This window comes from Acidimicrobiales bacterium (assembly GCA_022452035.1).
Taxonomy (GTDB): Bacteria; Actinomycetota; Acidimicrobiia; order Acidimicrobiales; family MedAcidi-G1; genus UBA9410.
Genome location: JAKURV010000018.1, coordinates 1 through 16,215 on the forward strand (window position 1 = coordinate 1; position 16,215 = coordinate 16,215).

Sequence of the window (16,215 nt, forward strand, 5' to 3'; positions counted from 1 at the left end):
CACCTGGCAGCAGGAGAAGATGCGGGTCGACGACGCCGTCGGGGCGGTCGCCGTCCACGGCTGGACCGGTTTCCTGGGTGTTCTGCTCATGGGCATCTTTGCCAGCGGCTACCCCGCCGCCTCCGGCGCCGGAAACCAGGTCGATGTCACCATCCTCGGCCAGCTAGTCGGCATCGCTGCTCTGCTGCCCTTGGCCTTCCTCTCCGGTTACATCATCTCGTGGTTGCTGAAGCAGGGGAACCTGCTCCGCGTACCACCTGAGGTCGAGCTCGAAGGTCTCGACGTCGCCGAGTTTGGTGGCGATTTCTATCCGGACTTCGGCGCTAGCGACGAGGTCATTGTGGAAGCCGATGGCAGCGAAGTATCGGCAGGACCGGTGCTCGCCCAAGCGGCCAATCAACTCATCCGCGGTTGATCGATGCTTGAACTCATTGGGGCCATCGCACTGATGTACGCCGTCGTCTTGGCGGCGGGCATCTGGGCGACCCGTAAGTCGAAGGCCCTACGTGAGTTGGCAGAGAACGACATCGAAAATTCAATTTGAGAAGGAGTGTGAACCTATATGGACACCTTTCCCTACGCCGATTGGGCTGAGGCACTCGAAGCGAATGGTGCGATCTATACCTGGGCCGACAACGAGAGCGCGATCTTCGTGCTCACGGCCCTGGGGATTGCAGCGTTCGTGCTGAGCCTCGTCCACATCATGAGGAGTGAGGATCGGAACCTCAACCACGCGGCCGCTCGTTTGGCCGCCAAGAGTGCACCGAGTGCACCGAGTGCACCGATGGGAGGTGAGTGAGATGGCCGGTAAGCAGGTCGAGTTTCCTGAGAACCACACGCATAAGAAGAGTTATGAGCGTGGGATGCTGCTCTTCAGCCTTGCGTGCATCGTGTTTGTCATCATCGCCGTGAACGTCGTCAGTGGCCCCACGTGCGATCCCGACGTGACCTGGGCGATGTCCTGCTAACTCCAGGCGAACAGTAGAAGAAGTAGAAGAAGCAGTTAGATGCCGGCGGCGGTGCGCCTCCGAGTTGCGGAGGTCGCCGCCGCCGTCATCGTCATCTCGGTGTTTTTGCCCTGGGTGGTCGAGGACGGACGGACCCTGCGGGGCGTTCAGGTCGGCCAGGGGCAGTTAGTTGTCCTTACGGCGGTGGCAACCATCGTGCTGATCCGTCTTCGTAAGCGCCTGTCGTGGTTTGCGGCTGGCTTTTCGGCAGCTGTGCTGTGGCGGCAGTTGTTCGACGGAGCTGACGGCCTTCGAAGCCTGGGCCCCCTGTTGGGGGCTTTGGCGGCAACGACGGCTGTCGTCTTCCTGGTGTGGCACCTGCTGGCCGAGATCCGAGAGAACGCTGAGAGGTGAGTCCGGCGTGCCGCCCGAGGGCGGTCGCATGACCCCCGGTTCCTACGACGTCGTGGTGGTCGGGGCAGGCATGCTCGGTGCTTCGGCCGCCCGACACCTAGCCGATGGCGGATGCGCTGTGGCCTTGGTCGGTGAGGCTGAGCCGGACGACCCCAAGGTGCACGACGGCGTTTTCGCCAGCCATCACGACATCGGCCGGGTCAGCCGGACCATCGATCCCGATCCCGTCCGGGCTTGGCTGGGGTACCGAGCGGTCGCCCAGTTCGCCGACCTCGCGGCACGTACCGGGATCCGGGCCGTTTACGGGGTCGGACACCTCTGGGTAGAGGCCGCTGATGGCCTGGAGGCCCTGGTCGCCGCCGACCGCCGGTTCTCGCTGGGCTGCATCCGTCGGAGCGCTGCGGACACCATGGCCGCCATCCCCTACCTCTCCCTGCCCGCGGAACTAGACACCCTGTGGGAGCCGCCCCCGGCCGGGTGGGTGGATCCGCGGGCCTACGTGCGGTCCGAGAAGGCAGCGCTCGAGGGCGCCGGGGCGACAGTCCTGGACACCCTGGTCGGCTCGGTGGTTTCGGTCGACGGGGCCGTGGAAGTCCGGACTGAATCCGAAACAGTGGTCGGCAACCGCGTGCTGTTGGCCACCGGGGCCTTCTCGGGCTTCGGCGAGACGCCGGCGGCCGGGTTGGACGTCGAGTACGCCCTCCACACCCAGCGGTATCTCCAGTTGGACGACGACGAGGCGTCTCGTCTGGCCGGCATGCCGAGCATCATCGCCAAGAGCCCTGATCCAGAAGAGGACTTCTACCTCACCCCGCCGACCGTCGACCCCCGGGGCCGGACTGTCCTGAAGGTCGGCAAACCCCAGGACGACCACGTGCGGGCGTCGGCGACCGATCTGGCGGCCTGGTATCGGACCGACGGCGACCCAGCATTTGCTAGCCGCCTTGACCGGACGATCGGTGGCCTCCTTCCCGGCTTACGGTGGCTCGACCGGTGGACGACCTCGTGTGTCACCGCCTACACGCCGACCGGGCACCCAATGATCGACGCGTTGGACGACCGGGTCTTCTGCTGCATCGGCGGCAACGGCTACGCGGCCAAGTGCGCTCCTGCCCTCGGCGAGTTGGCTGCAGGAATGCTGCTCGGAAACTCCTGGCCGAGCGAGGTCGACCGGGACCTCTTCCGGGCCTCCTTCGCAGCCTGAGGACCTAGACCGTTAAACGGTTGAGGTCCTCAGAATCAGGCCCGTACTCTCTCCTTATCCGGGTCGTAGTGCGGGAACCGCACCACGGTGGCCGGGAGGCGCTTCTGGTGGCCGTCCATCTTCCCTACCTCCACAGCGGTGCCGATCTCAGCGTGCTCCACGGCCATCCGACACAGGGCGATGTTCTTACCGAGTATGGGGGAGCGGGTCCCGCTGGTGATCGTGCCCACTTGCTGGCGGCCGACCATGACCATGTCGCCGTTACCGGCCGGATCATCGCCGGACAACTCCAAGCCGACCAGGGTCCGCTGGGGGTGTTCCTTGCCGCGGACCAGGGCATCGCGACCGATGAAGTCGTCCTCCTTGGTCTTGAGTGGCACGGTGAAGCCGATGCCGGCCTCGAACGGGTTGGTCTGATCGCAGAACTCGTAGCCGGCGAAAATCAGGCCGGCCTCGATCCGCAGCATGTCCAGGGCTTCCAGCCCGAGAGGGGTCAGGCCCTTTGGCTGGCCGATGGCCCAGATGGCGTCCCACACCGTCTCGGCGTCTGACGGGTGACAGAACACCTCGAAACCCAGCTCGCCGGTGTAGCCGGTACGCGACACCACGATCGGGACACCGTGCTCGTCTCCGATACGGGCCACCGACAGCCGGAACCAACCAAGTTCCTCAATCGTTGGTTGGTCGGGTCGGGTCCAGACCACCTCGGACAGGATCTCCCGGCTGAGAGGTCCCTGAACCTGCACGTTGTGGAGCTGGTCGGTGGAGTCCCGGACCCAGGCGTGGAGGCCGAGTTCTTTCGCCTGTTTGCGCAACCACAGGCCGCTGGCGTCCGAGCCGCCGATCCACCGGAAGTTGTCCTGGCCCAGGCGGTACACCGTTCCGTCGTCGATCATGCCGCCGGTGTCGTAGCACATGGCCGTATAAACAACCTGGCCGATGGCCAGCTTCCGGATATTGCGGGTCACACAGGTCTGAAGCAGGATTTCGGCATCGGGTCCGAGGACCTCGTACTTGCGGAGTGGAGACAGGTCGATGATCCCGGCCTTCTGGCGGGTGGCCCAGTACTCGTCGATGGCTCCGTGCCCGGTGTAGCTGTTAGCCAGCCAATAGCCGGCGTACTCGGTGAAGTTCCGGGTCAGCGCAGAGGTCCGGGAGTGGAAGCCGGTCTCCTTGGTCAGTTCGGGGTCGGCATCGGTAGACATGCGAAAGGCCGTCGCTTTCTTGAAGGTGTTGGTCGCCGGATAGACGCGGAGATGTATGTCGGTGGGTTGCCAGCCGTTGGCGGCGTCGATATCGCACGGACAGGCCGACGAGACGCAAACCAGGTCGGTCAGCGCCCGCAACAGGACGTAGTCGCCGGGACGTGACCAGGGCTCCTCGAAGTACATCTGGTTCGCGTCGTCAAGGTTGGTGTTGTAGAAAAAGTTGATGGCCTCCCAGCCGCGCCGGGGAGCGATGTCGTAGGGCGCCAGGACCCGGTTGAAGTTGTCGCTGCAGTTGATGTGACCCGGGTAGCCCATGTCCTCGTAGTACTTGGCGTTACACGCAGTGTTGAAGGTGTCGTGGCGGCCCACGGTGTCATGGACAACCTCCACCATGGGTTGGAAGTCCAGTGTGTAGTACTTGGCGTAGAGGCCTGGCATGGGGTAACTCGCGCCCATCAGGCTGCGGGTGATGGTGGCGTCCAGCGCCGCCTCCACGCCACCATCCAGTCGGGTGGCGTCGAAGCACTGGAAGTCGGAGCACTCCCTGCCCTCCACGTCGATGATCTGGATGAACTCACCGGCCTTCACCTCGTAGGTCCGGGCGGTGGCAGCAGGCACCCGCAGGTCCTGGTTCTGGTCGGCCAGGGGAGTAGGGAGGACCTCCAGGCCGGGTGCCGGGGGAGCGGTCCGGTGGACGAACGTGATGACGTCGGTCGGCGGGTTCTGCTCGTCGGGCGACATCTTTGAGCCGGGTACACCGATTACACAGACCACGTCGGCCGACGCGGTCAACCATGCCGTTTCCGCAGCCGGGGAATCGGGGGCGAACAGGTGGACCGCGGTAGCCGAGCCCAGATCGATCCCCTTTACGGCAAGGGCGTCGGCCACCCGCTGAGCGTCGTGCTGGTTTCCGGACAGGATCGCCGCGATGCCGGTCGCCGGAGCGCCCGACGACTCGCCGAGTAGACCTGGGTCGGAGTTCCCGTTGCGGTCGAAGGCTGCCACCTCGACTGGTTGACAGCCCTCGGGGTCGATGACTTCCAGGCGGTCGCCGGGCCCGAGCAGTACCGCGGTGACGGCCCCTCCGGTGATCCGGTAGCGCTCGATACCGGGCTCGAAGTTGGCCATTCCCGGCATGAGCAGGCGGGGCCCCTCGGCCACCGTGATCGTCATCCTCGCCCCCATCTCGTCGCCCGTTTTGGGCGGGTTGCGACCCGATCTTCGCACCGGGACGGACCGCTGACCAGCGCTTCCAGAGGGGACCACCCCTGTGTGTGGAGGCAGTTTCCTACGGAGAAAGATTTCACTGGCAGTGAGTGTAGTTGATCGGTATGGTGTGCGGGTTAGGGATGCGTGGCCCCGGACATAACGCAGCTGCAATAACCGCCACGTGCAACGCACCGAACGATGCCAGGGGGAGACTAATGACCGACATCCAGGCCTTCATCGAGGCTGAGGGGCGCGCCGAGCAGGTCGCCGAGGTCCAGAAGCGGATCGAGGCGGAGGGCATCCAGTACCTGTACTGCCAGTTCGTGTCCGTCACCGGGCGCATCATGGGCAAGGGCATCCCAGCCAAGCATTTCGGCACCATCGCCAACAAGGGCTTCCAACTGGTCTACGGATCCACAGCCAACCTGTTCGTCGATCGGCACGGGGAATACATCGGCTACGGCCCGGAGTCACGCGAGCTGGTCGGCGTAGCCGAGGTCGACACCTTCATGAAGCTTCCTTGGGACCCCAAGACGGCCCGGGTTTTCTGCACTCTGTTCCGGGGTCGTGAGGAAGAGGTCGACGGCGGCATGTTCCTCACGTCGGACTGCCGTGGCAACCTGCACCGCATCCACAAGGCCTTCGAGGAGAAGACCGGCCTTCATCTGCGTGCCGGGACCGAGCCGGAGATGATGTGGCTCAAGGCCGACGCCGATGGCAAGCCCACCGTGGAGGGCATGACCAAGCCGAACTGCTACCACATCGACCAGTTTGCCGAGCTCCAGCCGCTCATTCACAAGGTGGTCGAGTACAGCGAGGCCATGGGACTGGACATGATCCAGGGTGACCACGAGGACGCTCCGGGTCAGCTCGAACTCAATTTCAACTTCGACCGGGCCGACCTTACGGCCGACCGGCTCACCACCTACCGCCAGATCTGCAAGCAGGTCGGTCGCGAGATGGGTGCCTTCCCGTGCTTCATGCCCAAGCCCTTCATGGGCGTGTCGGCCAACGGCTGCCACCACAACATCTCCCTGTGGACCGGCGAACCCGACGAGGGTGGCGAGAACAAGTTCATGCCCGAAGGCGATAACCCGCAGATCCCCGGTGAGATCGGAATGAAGGCCATCGGCGGGATCATGGAGCACCTCGATGCGCTGACCTGCCTGGGCTCACCGACCGTCAACTCGTATCGGCGCCTCTGGGACACCGGCTTCTGGGCACCCGTCTATGCCGACTGGGGCTTCCAGAACCGCACCACTGCCCTCCGGATCAGCGCGCCGGGACGGTTCGAGTACCGGTCCGTGGACTCGGCGGTCAACCCCTACCTGTCCTTTGCGGGTCTCCTCAAGGCCATGGAGGACGGGCTGGATCGCAACCTGGATCCTGGCCCGCCCGAGGAGCGCAACATCTACGAGGCCATGGAAGAAGGCAAGGAAGTCAAGAAGATCCCGATGCACCTTGGTGAGGCCCTGGATGCTCTGAGGGCCGACGAGGTTATAAAGAGCGCTCTTCCCAATGAGATGTTCAAGGTCTTCGAGCACTACAAGCGCGACGAGTGGGAGCGCTTCATGCACACCGTGACTGACTGGGACGTCGAGGAGTATCTCGACATTCTCCCGTAGCCCACGACCCGCGTCCCAGAGATCACACGACCCGCGTCCCAGAGAGGACCCGCGTCCCAGAGAGCAGGAGACACCACATGTGCGGCATTGCCGGCATCATCCATCGTGACGGCCCGTCTGACATCGGCGACGAGCTCACCGCGATGCTCAACTCCATGAAGCACCGGGGCCCCGACTCCACGGGCTACGCCATTTACGGACCACCCGACGAAATGGTCGTCGTGCGGTTCATGCTGGCCGAGCCGAACGACTACACGGGATTCGGCATGGAGGAGAAGCTGGAGCGCAACCGGGCTGAGGTCGAGTCCAGGCTGGCCAAGATCGGCGCCGACCTGGCCACCATCCAGAACGAGACCGGCTACGCCTTCCGAGCCACCATCCGATACGGGGGCGACCTCAAGCCGCTGGCCGATTACCTGGAAGATATCGACGGCTGCAAGGTGCTCTCGCTGGGTAACTCCCTAGAGATCATCAAGGACCTGGGCGACGCCAACACGGTGCACGAGCAGTATGGGCTGGCGAACATGCCGGGCACGCACGGCATCGGGCACGTTCGCATGGCTACCGAGTCCGACGTTGATCTGGCCAGTGCCCACCCCTACTGGGCCTACCCGTTCGCCGACGTGGCGGTCGTGCACAATGGCCAGCTCACCAACTACCACGTGTGGCGGCGTCGTCTCGAGCGGATGGGTCACCGGTTCCAGTCCGAGTGCGATTCCGAGATCATCGCCGTGTACCTGGCTCAGCACCTCGAGGACGGCCTGCCGCTCGAGACAGCCATGAAGCACAGCCTCGACGATTTCGACGGCGTATTTACATACCTGGTTGCCACCGGCAGCGAGCTGGGCATCGCTAAGGACGAGATGGCTGCCAAGCCGCTGGTGCTCATGGAGTCCGACAATCTGGTGGCGATGGCCTCCGAGGAGATTGCCATCCGGGCGCTCGTCGGAACCGAGGTGGAGACCAGGGATCCGTTCGAGCGGGAGGTGCTGACGTGGCAGGTCTGAACACCAAGAGCGGCGTCGTCTACGACGCTCGCGGCCTCGTCGAACCAGATCCTGAGCCACCCCTGACGGCTGAGATCGATGGCGACAGCGCCGTAATCGATGCCACCGACCTCACGACCCGCAAGATCAACCTGGAGTTGAAGCGCGTCGTCTACGACGAGGGCGTCAACAACGTCACCATCGTGAACCCGGGCTCCAAGCACTCGCTTGGCGTGGGAATCCTCAAGCGGTGCAACATCACCTTCGAGGGCAGCCCCGGCTGGTACGCCTGTGGCCTGATCGACGGACCGGAGGTCCAGATCAACGGCCGTGTCGGGTGGTCGCTAGCTGAGAACATGATGTCCGGCTCTGTCGTAGTCGAGGGCCCGGCCGGCTCCCTGACCGGTGCCGCGCTGCGCGGCGGCGACCTGGTGATCAAGGGAAATGTGGGTGCCCGAACCGGCATCGACCAGAAAGGCGGCACGATCATTGCCCTGGGGAGCGCTGGCATCAACACCGGCTTCATGATGCAGCGTGGTCGGCAGATTATCTGCGGGGACGTCAACGACGGCCTGGGCGACTCGATGTACGACGGCGTGATCTACGTGGGCGGCAAGATCGCTTCGCTGGGCGTGGATTGCGTGCCTGGCGAGATGAACGACGAGGACCAGGAGTTCATCAACCGCAAGTTCGAGATCTACGACCTTGGCTCCCCTCCGGAACTGCAGAAGTTCGAGTGCGGCAAGGTGCTCCACAACTACGACGCGCTGGAGCCTTCCGAGCGCAAGCTCGTGCTCTAGGAGGAGACGACGATGCCAGAAGCAAACGACATCAAAGGCGCGGATACCCCGCCGGTCGACACCAACTCCGCCACCGACGTCATCGGAAAGAGCAAGATCTTCACGCCGGAGGTCATTAACGACATCCACGTGAAGGCCGAGCTGGGCCGGTACCGGATGCGTGGGTTTTCGTTGTTCAAGAAGATCCCGCACTGGGACGAGCTGGTGTTCCTTCCGGGAACTTTGACCCGCTTCGTGATCGAGGGCTACCGGGAGAAGTGCGAGACCAAGACGGTTCTTGGTGCACGGTTCGCCAACAAGCCGCTCGAACTCGACATCCCCGTCTACATCACTGGCATGAGTTTCGGCGCCCTGTCGATCGAGGCGAAGATGGCCCTGGCCAAGGGCGCCTCGATGGCCGGAACCGCCACCTGCTCGGGTGAGGGCGGCATGATCCCACCGGAACGGGACCTGTCGACGAAGTGGTTCTACCAGGTCATCCAGAGCCGTTACGGCTTCAACCCGCACCACCTCATGCTGGCCGACGCGGTGGAGTTCTTCATCGGGCAGGGTTGCAAGGTGGGCCTGGGTGGCCACCTCATGGGCCAGAAGGTCACTGAGCAGGTGGCCGAGATGCGCTCGCTACCCGCTGGCATCGACCAGAGGTCACCGGCCCGCCACCCGGACTGGATCGGCCCCGACGACCTGTCGCTAAAGATCCAGGAGATACGGGAGGCCACTAACTACCAGATCCCGATCCAACTGAAGTTGGGCTCGGCTCGGGTCTACGACGACGTCCGGATGGCCGCCAAGTGCGGTCCGGACACCATCTACCTGGATGGAGCCGAGGGTGGAACCGGCGCCGGCCCGCACCTCGCTACCGAGGAGACGGGTATCCCGCTGATGGCAGCAATCCCCGAGGCCCGACGGGCGCTTGAGGACGTCGGCCTGGCCGATGAGGTCGACCTCGTGGTGGCCGGCGGCATTCGCAACGGCGGTGACGTGGCCAAGTGCCTGGCGCTGGGCGCCAAGGCCGTGGCCCTGGGCACCGCCGCCCTGATGGCGCTGAACTGCAACAAGCACATTGAGGGTGTGACCGACTACGAGGGCACTATCGGCGTGCCGGCCGGCGAGTGCTACCACTGCCACACCGGCCGCTGCCCGGTGGGCGTTGCCACACAGGACGTGGAGTTGCGGGCGCGACTCGACGTCGACGAGGCGGCACTGCGGGTCTACAACTTCCTCCACACGCTGACCATGGAGGTCCAGTTGCTGGCTCGTGCCTGCGGCAAGACAAACATCCACAGCTTGGAGCCGGAGGACCTTGCGGCCCTGACCCACGAGGCGGCGGCCATGGCCAAGGTGCCACTAGCCGGTACTACCTACATCCCAGGTGTCAGCGAGGAGCGGGCGCTGGCGGAGATGAAGGATTTGATGGCCAAACAGGTCGCGAACCAGGGGAGCTGAAGGACATGAGTGACAAGCGCAGCGTCGCCATCGACGCCGAACAGCTGGCCGGCAAGCGGTTCGAGTACCAGGAAGACATTTCTCTCGTCGAGGACCTCGACCTGATGGAGTTGACTCCCGGCAAGGACCTCAACTGGCTGGAGGACATCCACCTCCTAGAGGAGGACAACACCCCCGCCGTGTTCGATCGCAACTCCAACTCGTTCCTCAAGATCTACTTCAACATCCCGGAGGGCCGCGAGGACGAGATCGCCCGCAAGGTGCTGATGAAGCACCTCATCTCGGGCAACTCCTACGGCATCCAGCTAAAGGAGAAGCACTGCAAGTTTCACCAAGTCGAGCTTGGCCCATGGGTGGCCGACTCCAAGTCGGTCGGCGACAATTACCAGCCCCCAGTGCTCGAGGGCTGGGAAGCCCCTGCCCACTAACCCAAGCCCTGAGAGAGTCTCCGGTCCGGGCCTGTCGCCACGTTGTCGGTGGGCCCGGTCGTGTTCTCGACCGAACAAACGTCAACCGGCCTGCGGGCCGCCGAATAACAGGAGTGCCCCATGAGCACGTCCGACACGCTTCCTAAGTCGATCCGGTATTGCATCATCGGTGCCGGCATCCACGGCCTGTCCACCGCCTGGCACCTGGCCCGCGAGCTCAAGGCCCGCGGCACTGGTGACGGCAGCGACATCGTCGTCATCGAGAAGTCTGAAGCGGGTGCCGGCCCCTCGGGCATCGCCTGCGGCGTGGTTCGCAACAACTATTTCCAGCCCGCCATGCGGGAGCTGATGGCCCACTCAGTTGAGGTCTGGGAGGCCAACGCCGAGGCGTTTGAATACCACCCGGTCGGCTACCTGCAGATTTCCTACGACGAGATGCGCGACGACGTGGTCACTATCCACGAGCAGCAACAGGCCATTGGGTACGAGTCGGTGTTTATCGACGGGGAGGCCGAAACCCACGCTTACATGAAGGGCATCTTCGACGACTGGCGGGCCACCGGCGTCACCAGCGTGTTACATGAGAAGAAGGGTGGCTACGCCCACAACATGGCCACCGTCAACGGCCTCTTGGCCAAGGTGGAGGCCGAGGGCGTAAGCGTGGTTGCCGGAACTTTGGTCACCGAGTTGGTGGTTGACGGCGGTGCCGTCACCCACGTGGTTACCCGCCAGGGAACCGAGTCGGCGACGATCGCCGTCGACCATGTCGTGGCGGCCGCCGGCCCGTGGGTCCCCAAGTTGTGGGAGATGCTGGACCTCCCCGACACCACCGACATCGTGGTGGGCGACCGGACGTTCACTGAGCCGACGTGGAAGTTCTGGGCCCTCCAGGAGGGCACGCTGGGTGTCGACCCCGGTTACCTGATGAACAACGACGGCGACATGCCGCCGGTAGTTCACGTGGACGCTGATGCCACGCTGTGCGACGAGGACGGCAACGTGCTGGTCGAGGGCAAGTGGGGCATCTACTACAAGCCGGACTTCAACTTCGGCGGCGTGCAGGGTGGCTACATGCCCTACCGGGTCGAGAAGCCCTGGCGCGAGGTCGCCATCGACCCCTACGGCCCGGCCAGTCCTGACTTCATCGTGGGCGAGGACTTCCGGGCTGTCTGGGCCGCAGCGTTGTCCCACTGCCAGGAACGGTTCGAGGGCAAGGCCAGCCTGATGAGTCATGCCCCGTCAGGCGGTATCGGTGCTTTCACGCCGGACAGCTTTCCCGTGTTCGACACCTTCTGTGACAACGTCTACGTGATCGCCGACTCGAACCATGGGTTCAAGATGGTGGGTGTGGGTGCCTTGGTGGCCCGGGAACTCTGTGGCGACACGCAGGGTCTACTAGAGCCATTCCGCTACAGCAGGTACGCCCTAGGCAAACTCCACCCGGAGAGCAACTCGCCCTATCCCTGGAGTTAGGTCATAGCGGACCTCCGGGGCCGCCCAAGTGTCGACCGGCGGTCGGGCTTGTGCCCGGCCACCGTCGCGTCCGGGGCCCGTACGTTCAGCCGCCGCCCTCCGGGGCCTCGTCCAGGAGGTAGGTCGCCATGGAGTCGTCCATCGCCTCCATCCACGGAGTGTGGTGGATCGGTGCCTCCGTGCCGGTCAGCGTTGACGGAAAGCCGAGGTTGCGGTAGCCCATGATGTCGGCGTTCTTGTGGCCCTTCCACTCCTTGAACATCCGGTTCACCTCGCCGATGTTGAAGTCGGGGTAGTCGGTGGCATCGACCAGTTCCTGCGTGTAGTCGCCCTGGAAGTCGATCTCTTCGTAGGCGGTCTCCAGGGCCTCCTCGCGCTCGAGCCACCTGGAGCTGTCGGCCGCCATCTCGGCAGCTGACGGCAACTCGATGCGTCCCAGCATCACATCTCGGGCCCACCAGGCCTGAGCGTCGAACATATTGAACGTGTAGTACTGGTCCTGCATCCCTAGGTAGAAGAGTTTTGGGTTCCGCTCCCAGGCCACTCCCTTGTAGAGCCCGGGCGTCCAAAGGCGGTTCTTCGTCTCAAGGCGAAGGTCGTCGGGCATGAACGGGAAGTGATGCAAGTAGCCGGTACACAGGATGATGGCCTGCACATCTCGGGTCTGGCCGTCGACGAAGTGGGCGGTGTTGCCGTCCACGTGGGTCAGGATCGGAAACTCTTCCCAGTTGTCCGGCCAGTCGAAGCCCATCGTGCCGGCGCGTGATGTGCAGTAGATGTTTCTAGCGCCGTACTTGTGGCACTGGGACCCGATGTCCTCGGCTGAATAACTGGCTCCCATGATGAGGATGTCCTTGCCGGCGAACTCCACGGCATCTCGGAAGTCGTGGGCGTGCAGGATCCGCCCCAGGAACTTCTCGAATCCCGGGTAGTGGGGCACGTTGGGTACCGAGAAATGTCCAGTGGCCACGACGACGTAATCAAACTCCTCGGAGCTGACGGTGCCGACCTTTAGGTCATGGGCGGTCACCGTGAACTGGCCGGTCGCGTCGTCGTAGGACACGTCGCGAACCGGGGTCCGGAACCGGATCTGGTCGCGGACCTTGCTCTTCTCGACGCGCCCCTTGATGTAGTCCCAGAGGACTTCCCGCGGCGGATAGGAGGCGATGGGCTTCCCGAAGTGCTCCTCGAAGCCATAGTCGGCGAACTCCAGGCACTCCTTCGGACCGTTAGACCACAGGTACCTGTACATCGAGCCGTGGACGGGCTCGCCGTACTCGTCGACCCCGGTGCGCCACGTGTAGTTCCACAGGCCGCCCCAGTCTTCCTGCTTCTCGTAGCACACCAGATCGGGGATCTCGGTCCCGTCGGCCGCCGCCGAGGCAAAGGCCCGCAACTGAGCCAGGCCGCTCGGGCCCGCGCCGAGGATGGCCACTCTGGTCATGTCGTTTCCTCCCGGGGTTAGGTCAGGAGATGAGGCCGAGTTGACGCTTGCGCTTGTCGGCCCATTCTGAGATCAGCACATCAGATGCCATGCCTATACAGGCCACGGCAATGCCGGCGACGATGGCCCGGCCACTGTCGATGTTGGGCTGCGCCTCGATGAGTTCCCGGGCCAGCCCCGTGGTCTTGATGAGTCCGGCGATCATGACCATGAAGAGGCCAAACATGATTGTCTGGTTGACGCCGAGCATGATTTCCGGCACGGCCATCGGCAATTTCACCTTCCAGAGGGTCTGCCGTCGGGTACAGCCGGCCATTGTGGACGCCTCGACCAGTGGCGCCGGCACGTTCTGGATGCCGAAGATCGTGTACCGGATGGCCGGTACGGATGCGGAGAGGACCACGGCAACGATGATCGCCGTTTCGGAGACGTCGAAGAACATGATGGCCGGAAATAGGTAGACGAACGACGGGAAGGTCTGGAAGAAGTCGAGGAACACTTGCACTGCCGTGTTGCGTCGCGCGGTAGTTGCCGCCCAGATCCCGAACGGAACGCCGAAGACGATTGCCAGCAACACGGCAAAGGTCAGCTGGTAGAAGTTCCACATGGCCTGCCACCAGAACCCGGCGAGGGAGATGAAGGCGACCATGCCCGCGGCCATCAGGGCGGGTCGGCGACCGTTGATGAAGTATCCGACCACACCGAAGAGCAGGACGAGGCCCACCCACGGAACGGTGAGGTAGGCGTCGCGCATGGGCAGCAGGACCCAGGACTCGAGATAATCCCGGAAGGTGATGGTGATGTCGCGGAGGTTGACGGTGAAGGATTCGTCGATGGTTCGGAGGGTCACCCAGCCAAGCGCCACGATCGCCGTCATGACTGCCGTCCAGGTGAAACGCAGCGACTGTTGGGCCTGCGCGGTGGCCGCGAGGTCCGAGTTGTCCTCCTCGGAGGCCTGGGTCAGCAGCCTGGTTCGTACCGAAGAGCCGTACGCTAAGGCGGCGACGCCGGCCACCACGAAGACGTAGATCCACGGCTTTGTGGAGAGGTGCAGGAAGTCGAAGAGATCGACGGACCATCCCACCAGGGTCACGGCGGTCGCAGCGAAGAGCCAGCGGTAGCGCCGGGTGTCCCAGGCTCTCCACCCGGCGACTGCGATGGCGGCCAGGAAGAGCACCAGCCACCGACCACCGGACAGGTGCCACCACGCCACATCGCTCTTGCCATTATCCACGAGGAATTCCCAAACGCCCTCATGGCCCCGCATCCACGAGTTGGGAACACGGAAGGCGGCATCCCAGGCTTGGGCCAGAAGGAGACCGCCCACCACCACGGCCCCCGTGGCCAGGAGGTAAGGGTGGCGTTTCCAGAAAGGCGCGCCCTCTGCGTGGCGGGTCGGTTGGAGCCGACCCAGCGCCTGGCTGAGGCGATCCAGGGTGATGGCCATGACGACGATGGCGATCCCGATCTCCGTTCCGGCGCCGATGTGGAGTCCCGTAAGACGGAACAGGAGGTCCTGCCCCAGGCCGGCAGTGCCGACGAAGGACGCAATGACCACCATGGCCAGGCACTCCATCACCACCTGGTTGATGCCAACCAGGAGGGAGTGGCGGGCGGCGGGCAACTCAACCTTCCACAGCATCTGCCGTCGTGTACAGCCGCCCATGATCCCCGCCTCGATGACCTCACTCGAGATCCCCTGGATGCCGAGGATCGTCACCCGGGCCATTGGCGGGATGGCGTAGGCGATCGTGGCGATGACACCCGCCTTGTGCGAGAGGCCGATGAACACGCCGATCGGGATGAGGAAGGTGAAGTGCGGGAAGGCCTGGGTCAGGTTCATGATCGGGATCAGGAACTGTTCGACCCGACGTCGCTTGGCAGCCACCAGACCGATGAGGCCTCCGAGCAGGGCGGCGATCGGAACGGCCACCAGGACCGCGGACAGCGTGATCATCGTCTTGTCCCAGCGCGTCTCCGCTCCGGCCTGTTCCGCAGGTTCACCAACGAAGGCGGCGTAGAGAATGAATCCGACCGACAGGAGGGTGAGGCGCCAGCCACCCAGCTTCCAACCGACGACACCGAAGAGGCCGGCAATCACGATCCACGGCAGTGCGGGAATATGCCATGGCTCGTAGAGGCTCACCACGGCCATCCAGCCCAACAGCAGGGTCGTTACGGCTAGGGGGGTGCTCCGGCGTTGCCAGGCCAGCCAGCCTGCGCCACCGACTAGGAGGACGAAGATGAACAGCCACGGCATGTCGGGTAGGTGCCACGGCCCGTAGCCGCTGATGAGGAGCCCTTCGGTGACGTCCAGGGGGAACTCCAGCCATCGTGCGACCTGGCGGAAGAAGGCCTTGACGTTGAAGGACTCCTCGTTGGTCTGCAGGGCCAACCATCCGATGGTGGCGACGGTTGCGGTCGCCGCCGTCCATCCGAACGTCCGATTCTGCAGAGTCCGGGCCGCCGAGGCGATGCCGAGCACCAAGAAGACGTAGACCCACGGCGTTGTGGGAACGTGCAGGAAGTCCAACAGGTCGAACGACCAGCCCATCCATGCCACGGCCACGGTGGCCATCAGCCAACGGTTGCTACGGGTACGCCAGGCCATCCAGCCGGCCGCTCCGAGGCAGGCCAGTAGGACCAACAGCCACGGCCCCTTGGAGAGGTGCCACGCCACGGTGAACTGGAAGAACTCTTCGTAGCGGAGATGGTCGAACCAGGTGTTCACCCACCCCGTGGCCTTGTAACTGACGCTGGCGAAGCCGTCCCGGCCCGCAAAGTTGAACCAGTCGACGGTCCAGGTCCGCGGAACCCGGTACAGCCACTCAAGCGCCGCGGACTCCCCTTCGTACTTGCCAGTTCGAGTGATGTGGTGTGACCCGAGCCGCCACCAGGCGAACCACAGAATCAGGAACGGGCCGAAGGCAATCGCCGACTTCTGGCGACTGGAGAGTTGTTTCGCTGGTCCGTCGGCCGAAGCAGCGTCAGAGGTGTCGAGGGGCTCGGCCGTGGTCTGATCCGTCATGGC

Annotated in this window: 14 protein-coding genes; 11 read left to right on the plus strand and 3 right to left on the minus strand. The window is 64.1% G+C overall.

Features of this window, described 5'->3' with window-relative positions; all coding sequences use genetic code 11:
- The 5 genes from MK181_07470 to MK181_07490 all read left to right on the plus strand — a co-directional run.
- Window positions 1-415, plus strand: a 415-nt coding sequence (locus MK181_07470) for a hypothetical protein (protein ID MCH2419639.1), incomplete at its 5' end; no start/stop codon positions are given.
- A gap of 147 nt (window positions 416-562) precedes the next feature.
- Window positions 563-799, plus strand: a complete 237-nt coding sequence (locus MK181_07475; GenBank protein MCH2419640.1) for a hypothetical protein — start codon at window positions 563-565, stop codon at window positions 797-799.
- The gene (locus tag MK181_07480; protein ID MCH2419641.1) at window positions 768-968 is read left to right on the plus strand and encodes a hypothetical protein; all 201 of its coding nucleotides are present in this window, start codon (window positions 768-770) and stop codon (window positions 966-968) included. Before MK181_07475 ends, MK181_07480 begins: the two co-directional genes overlap by 32 nt.
- Window positions 969-1,007: 39 nt before the next feature.
- Window positions 1,008-1,361, plus strand: a complete 354-nt coding sequence (locus tag MK181_07485) for a hypothetical protein (GenBank protein MCH2419642.1) — start codon at window positions 1,008-1,010, stop codon at window positions 1,359-1,361.
- Between the two features lie 28 nt (window positions 1,362-1,389).
- On the plus strand, window positions 1,390-2,565 hold the full coding sequence (locus tag MK181_07490; protein ID MCH2419643.1) for an FAD-binding oxidoreductase: 1,176 nt from the start codon (window positions 1,390-1,392) through the stop codon (window positions 2,563-2,565).
- Between the two features lie 35 nt (window positions 2,566-2,600).
- Here the strand turns inward: MK181_07490 and MK181_07495 are convergent, their stop codons facing one another.
- Window positions 2,601-4,946, minus strand: coding sequence for an aminomethyltransferase family protein (locus MK181_07495; protein MCH2419644.1), 2,346 nt, complete (start codon window positions 4,944-4,946; stop codon window positions 2,601-2,603).
- A 251-nt stretch (window positions 4,947-5,197) separates the two neighbouring features.
- On the opposite strand from MK181_07495, the gene MK181_07500 reads away from it, so the two are divergent.
- The 6 genes from MK181_07500 (at window position 5,198) to MK181_07525 (ending at window position 11,740) form a co-directional block, all read left to right on the plus strand.
- Entirely contained in the window at window positions 5,198-6,607 is a 1,410-nt protein-coding gene (locus MK181_07500) for a glutamine synthetase family protein (GenBank protein MCH2419645.1), read from the plus strand.
- Window positions 6,608-6,684: 77 nt separating this feature from the next.
- On the plus strand, window positions 6,685-7,614 hold the full coding sequence (locus MK181_07505; GenBank protein ID MCH2419646.1) for a hypothetical protein: 930 nt from the start codon (window positions 6,685-6,687) through the stop codon (window positions 7,612-7,614).
- Window positions 7,602-8,393, plus strand: a complete 792-nt coding sequence (locus MK181_07510) for a hypothetical protein (protein MCH2419647.1) — start codon at window positions 7,602-7,604, stop codon at window positions 8,391-8,393. The genes MK181_07505 and MK181_07510 overlap by 13 nt, the downstream gene beginning before the upstream one ends.
- 12 nt (window positions 8,394-8,405) lie before the next feature.
- The gene (locus tag MK181_07515) at window positions 8,406-9,839 is read left to right on the plus strand and encodes an FMN-binding glutamate synthase family protein (protein MCH2419648.1); all 1,434 of its coding nucleotides are present in this window, start codon (window positions 8,406-8,408) and stop codon (window positions 9,837-9,839) included.
- A gap of 5 nt (window positions 9,840-9,844) precedes the next feature.
- Window positions 9,845-10,267: a hypothetical protein gene (locus MK181_07520; protein MCH2419649.1), complete on the plus strand. Its 423-nt coding sequence runs from the start codon at window positions 9,845-9,847 to the stop codon at window positions 10,265-10,267.
- Window positions 10,268-10,387: 120 nt separating this feature from the next.
- On the plus strand, window positions 10,388-11,740 hold the full coding sequence (locus tag MK181_07525; GenBank protein MCH2419650.1) for an FAD-binding oxidoreductase: 1,353 nt from the start codon (window positions 10,388-10,390) through the stop codon (window positions 11,738-11,740).
- 85 nt (window positions 11,741-11,825) lie between these two features.
- On the opposite strand, the gene MK181_07530 is transcribed toward MK181_07525, so the two are convergent.
- Window positions 11,826-13,184: an NAD(P)/FAD-dependent oxidoreductase gene (locus MK181_07530; GenBank protein MCH2419651.1), complete on the minus strand. Its 1,359-nt coding sequence runs from the start codon at window positions 13,182-13,184 to the stop codon at window positions 11,826-11,828.
- 22 nt (window positions 13,185-13,206) lie between these two features.
- A complete protein-coding gene (locus MK181_07535; protein MCH2419652.1) occupies window positions 13,207-16,212 on the minus strand; it encodes an ABC transporter permease subunit in 3,006 nt (1,001 codons plus the stop codon).
- Between the last annotated feature and the right edge of the window lie 3 nt (window positions 16,213-16,215).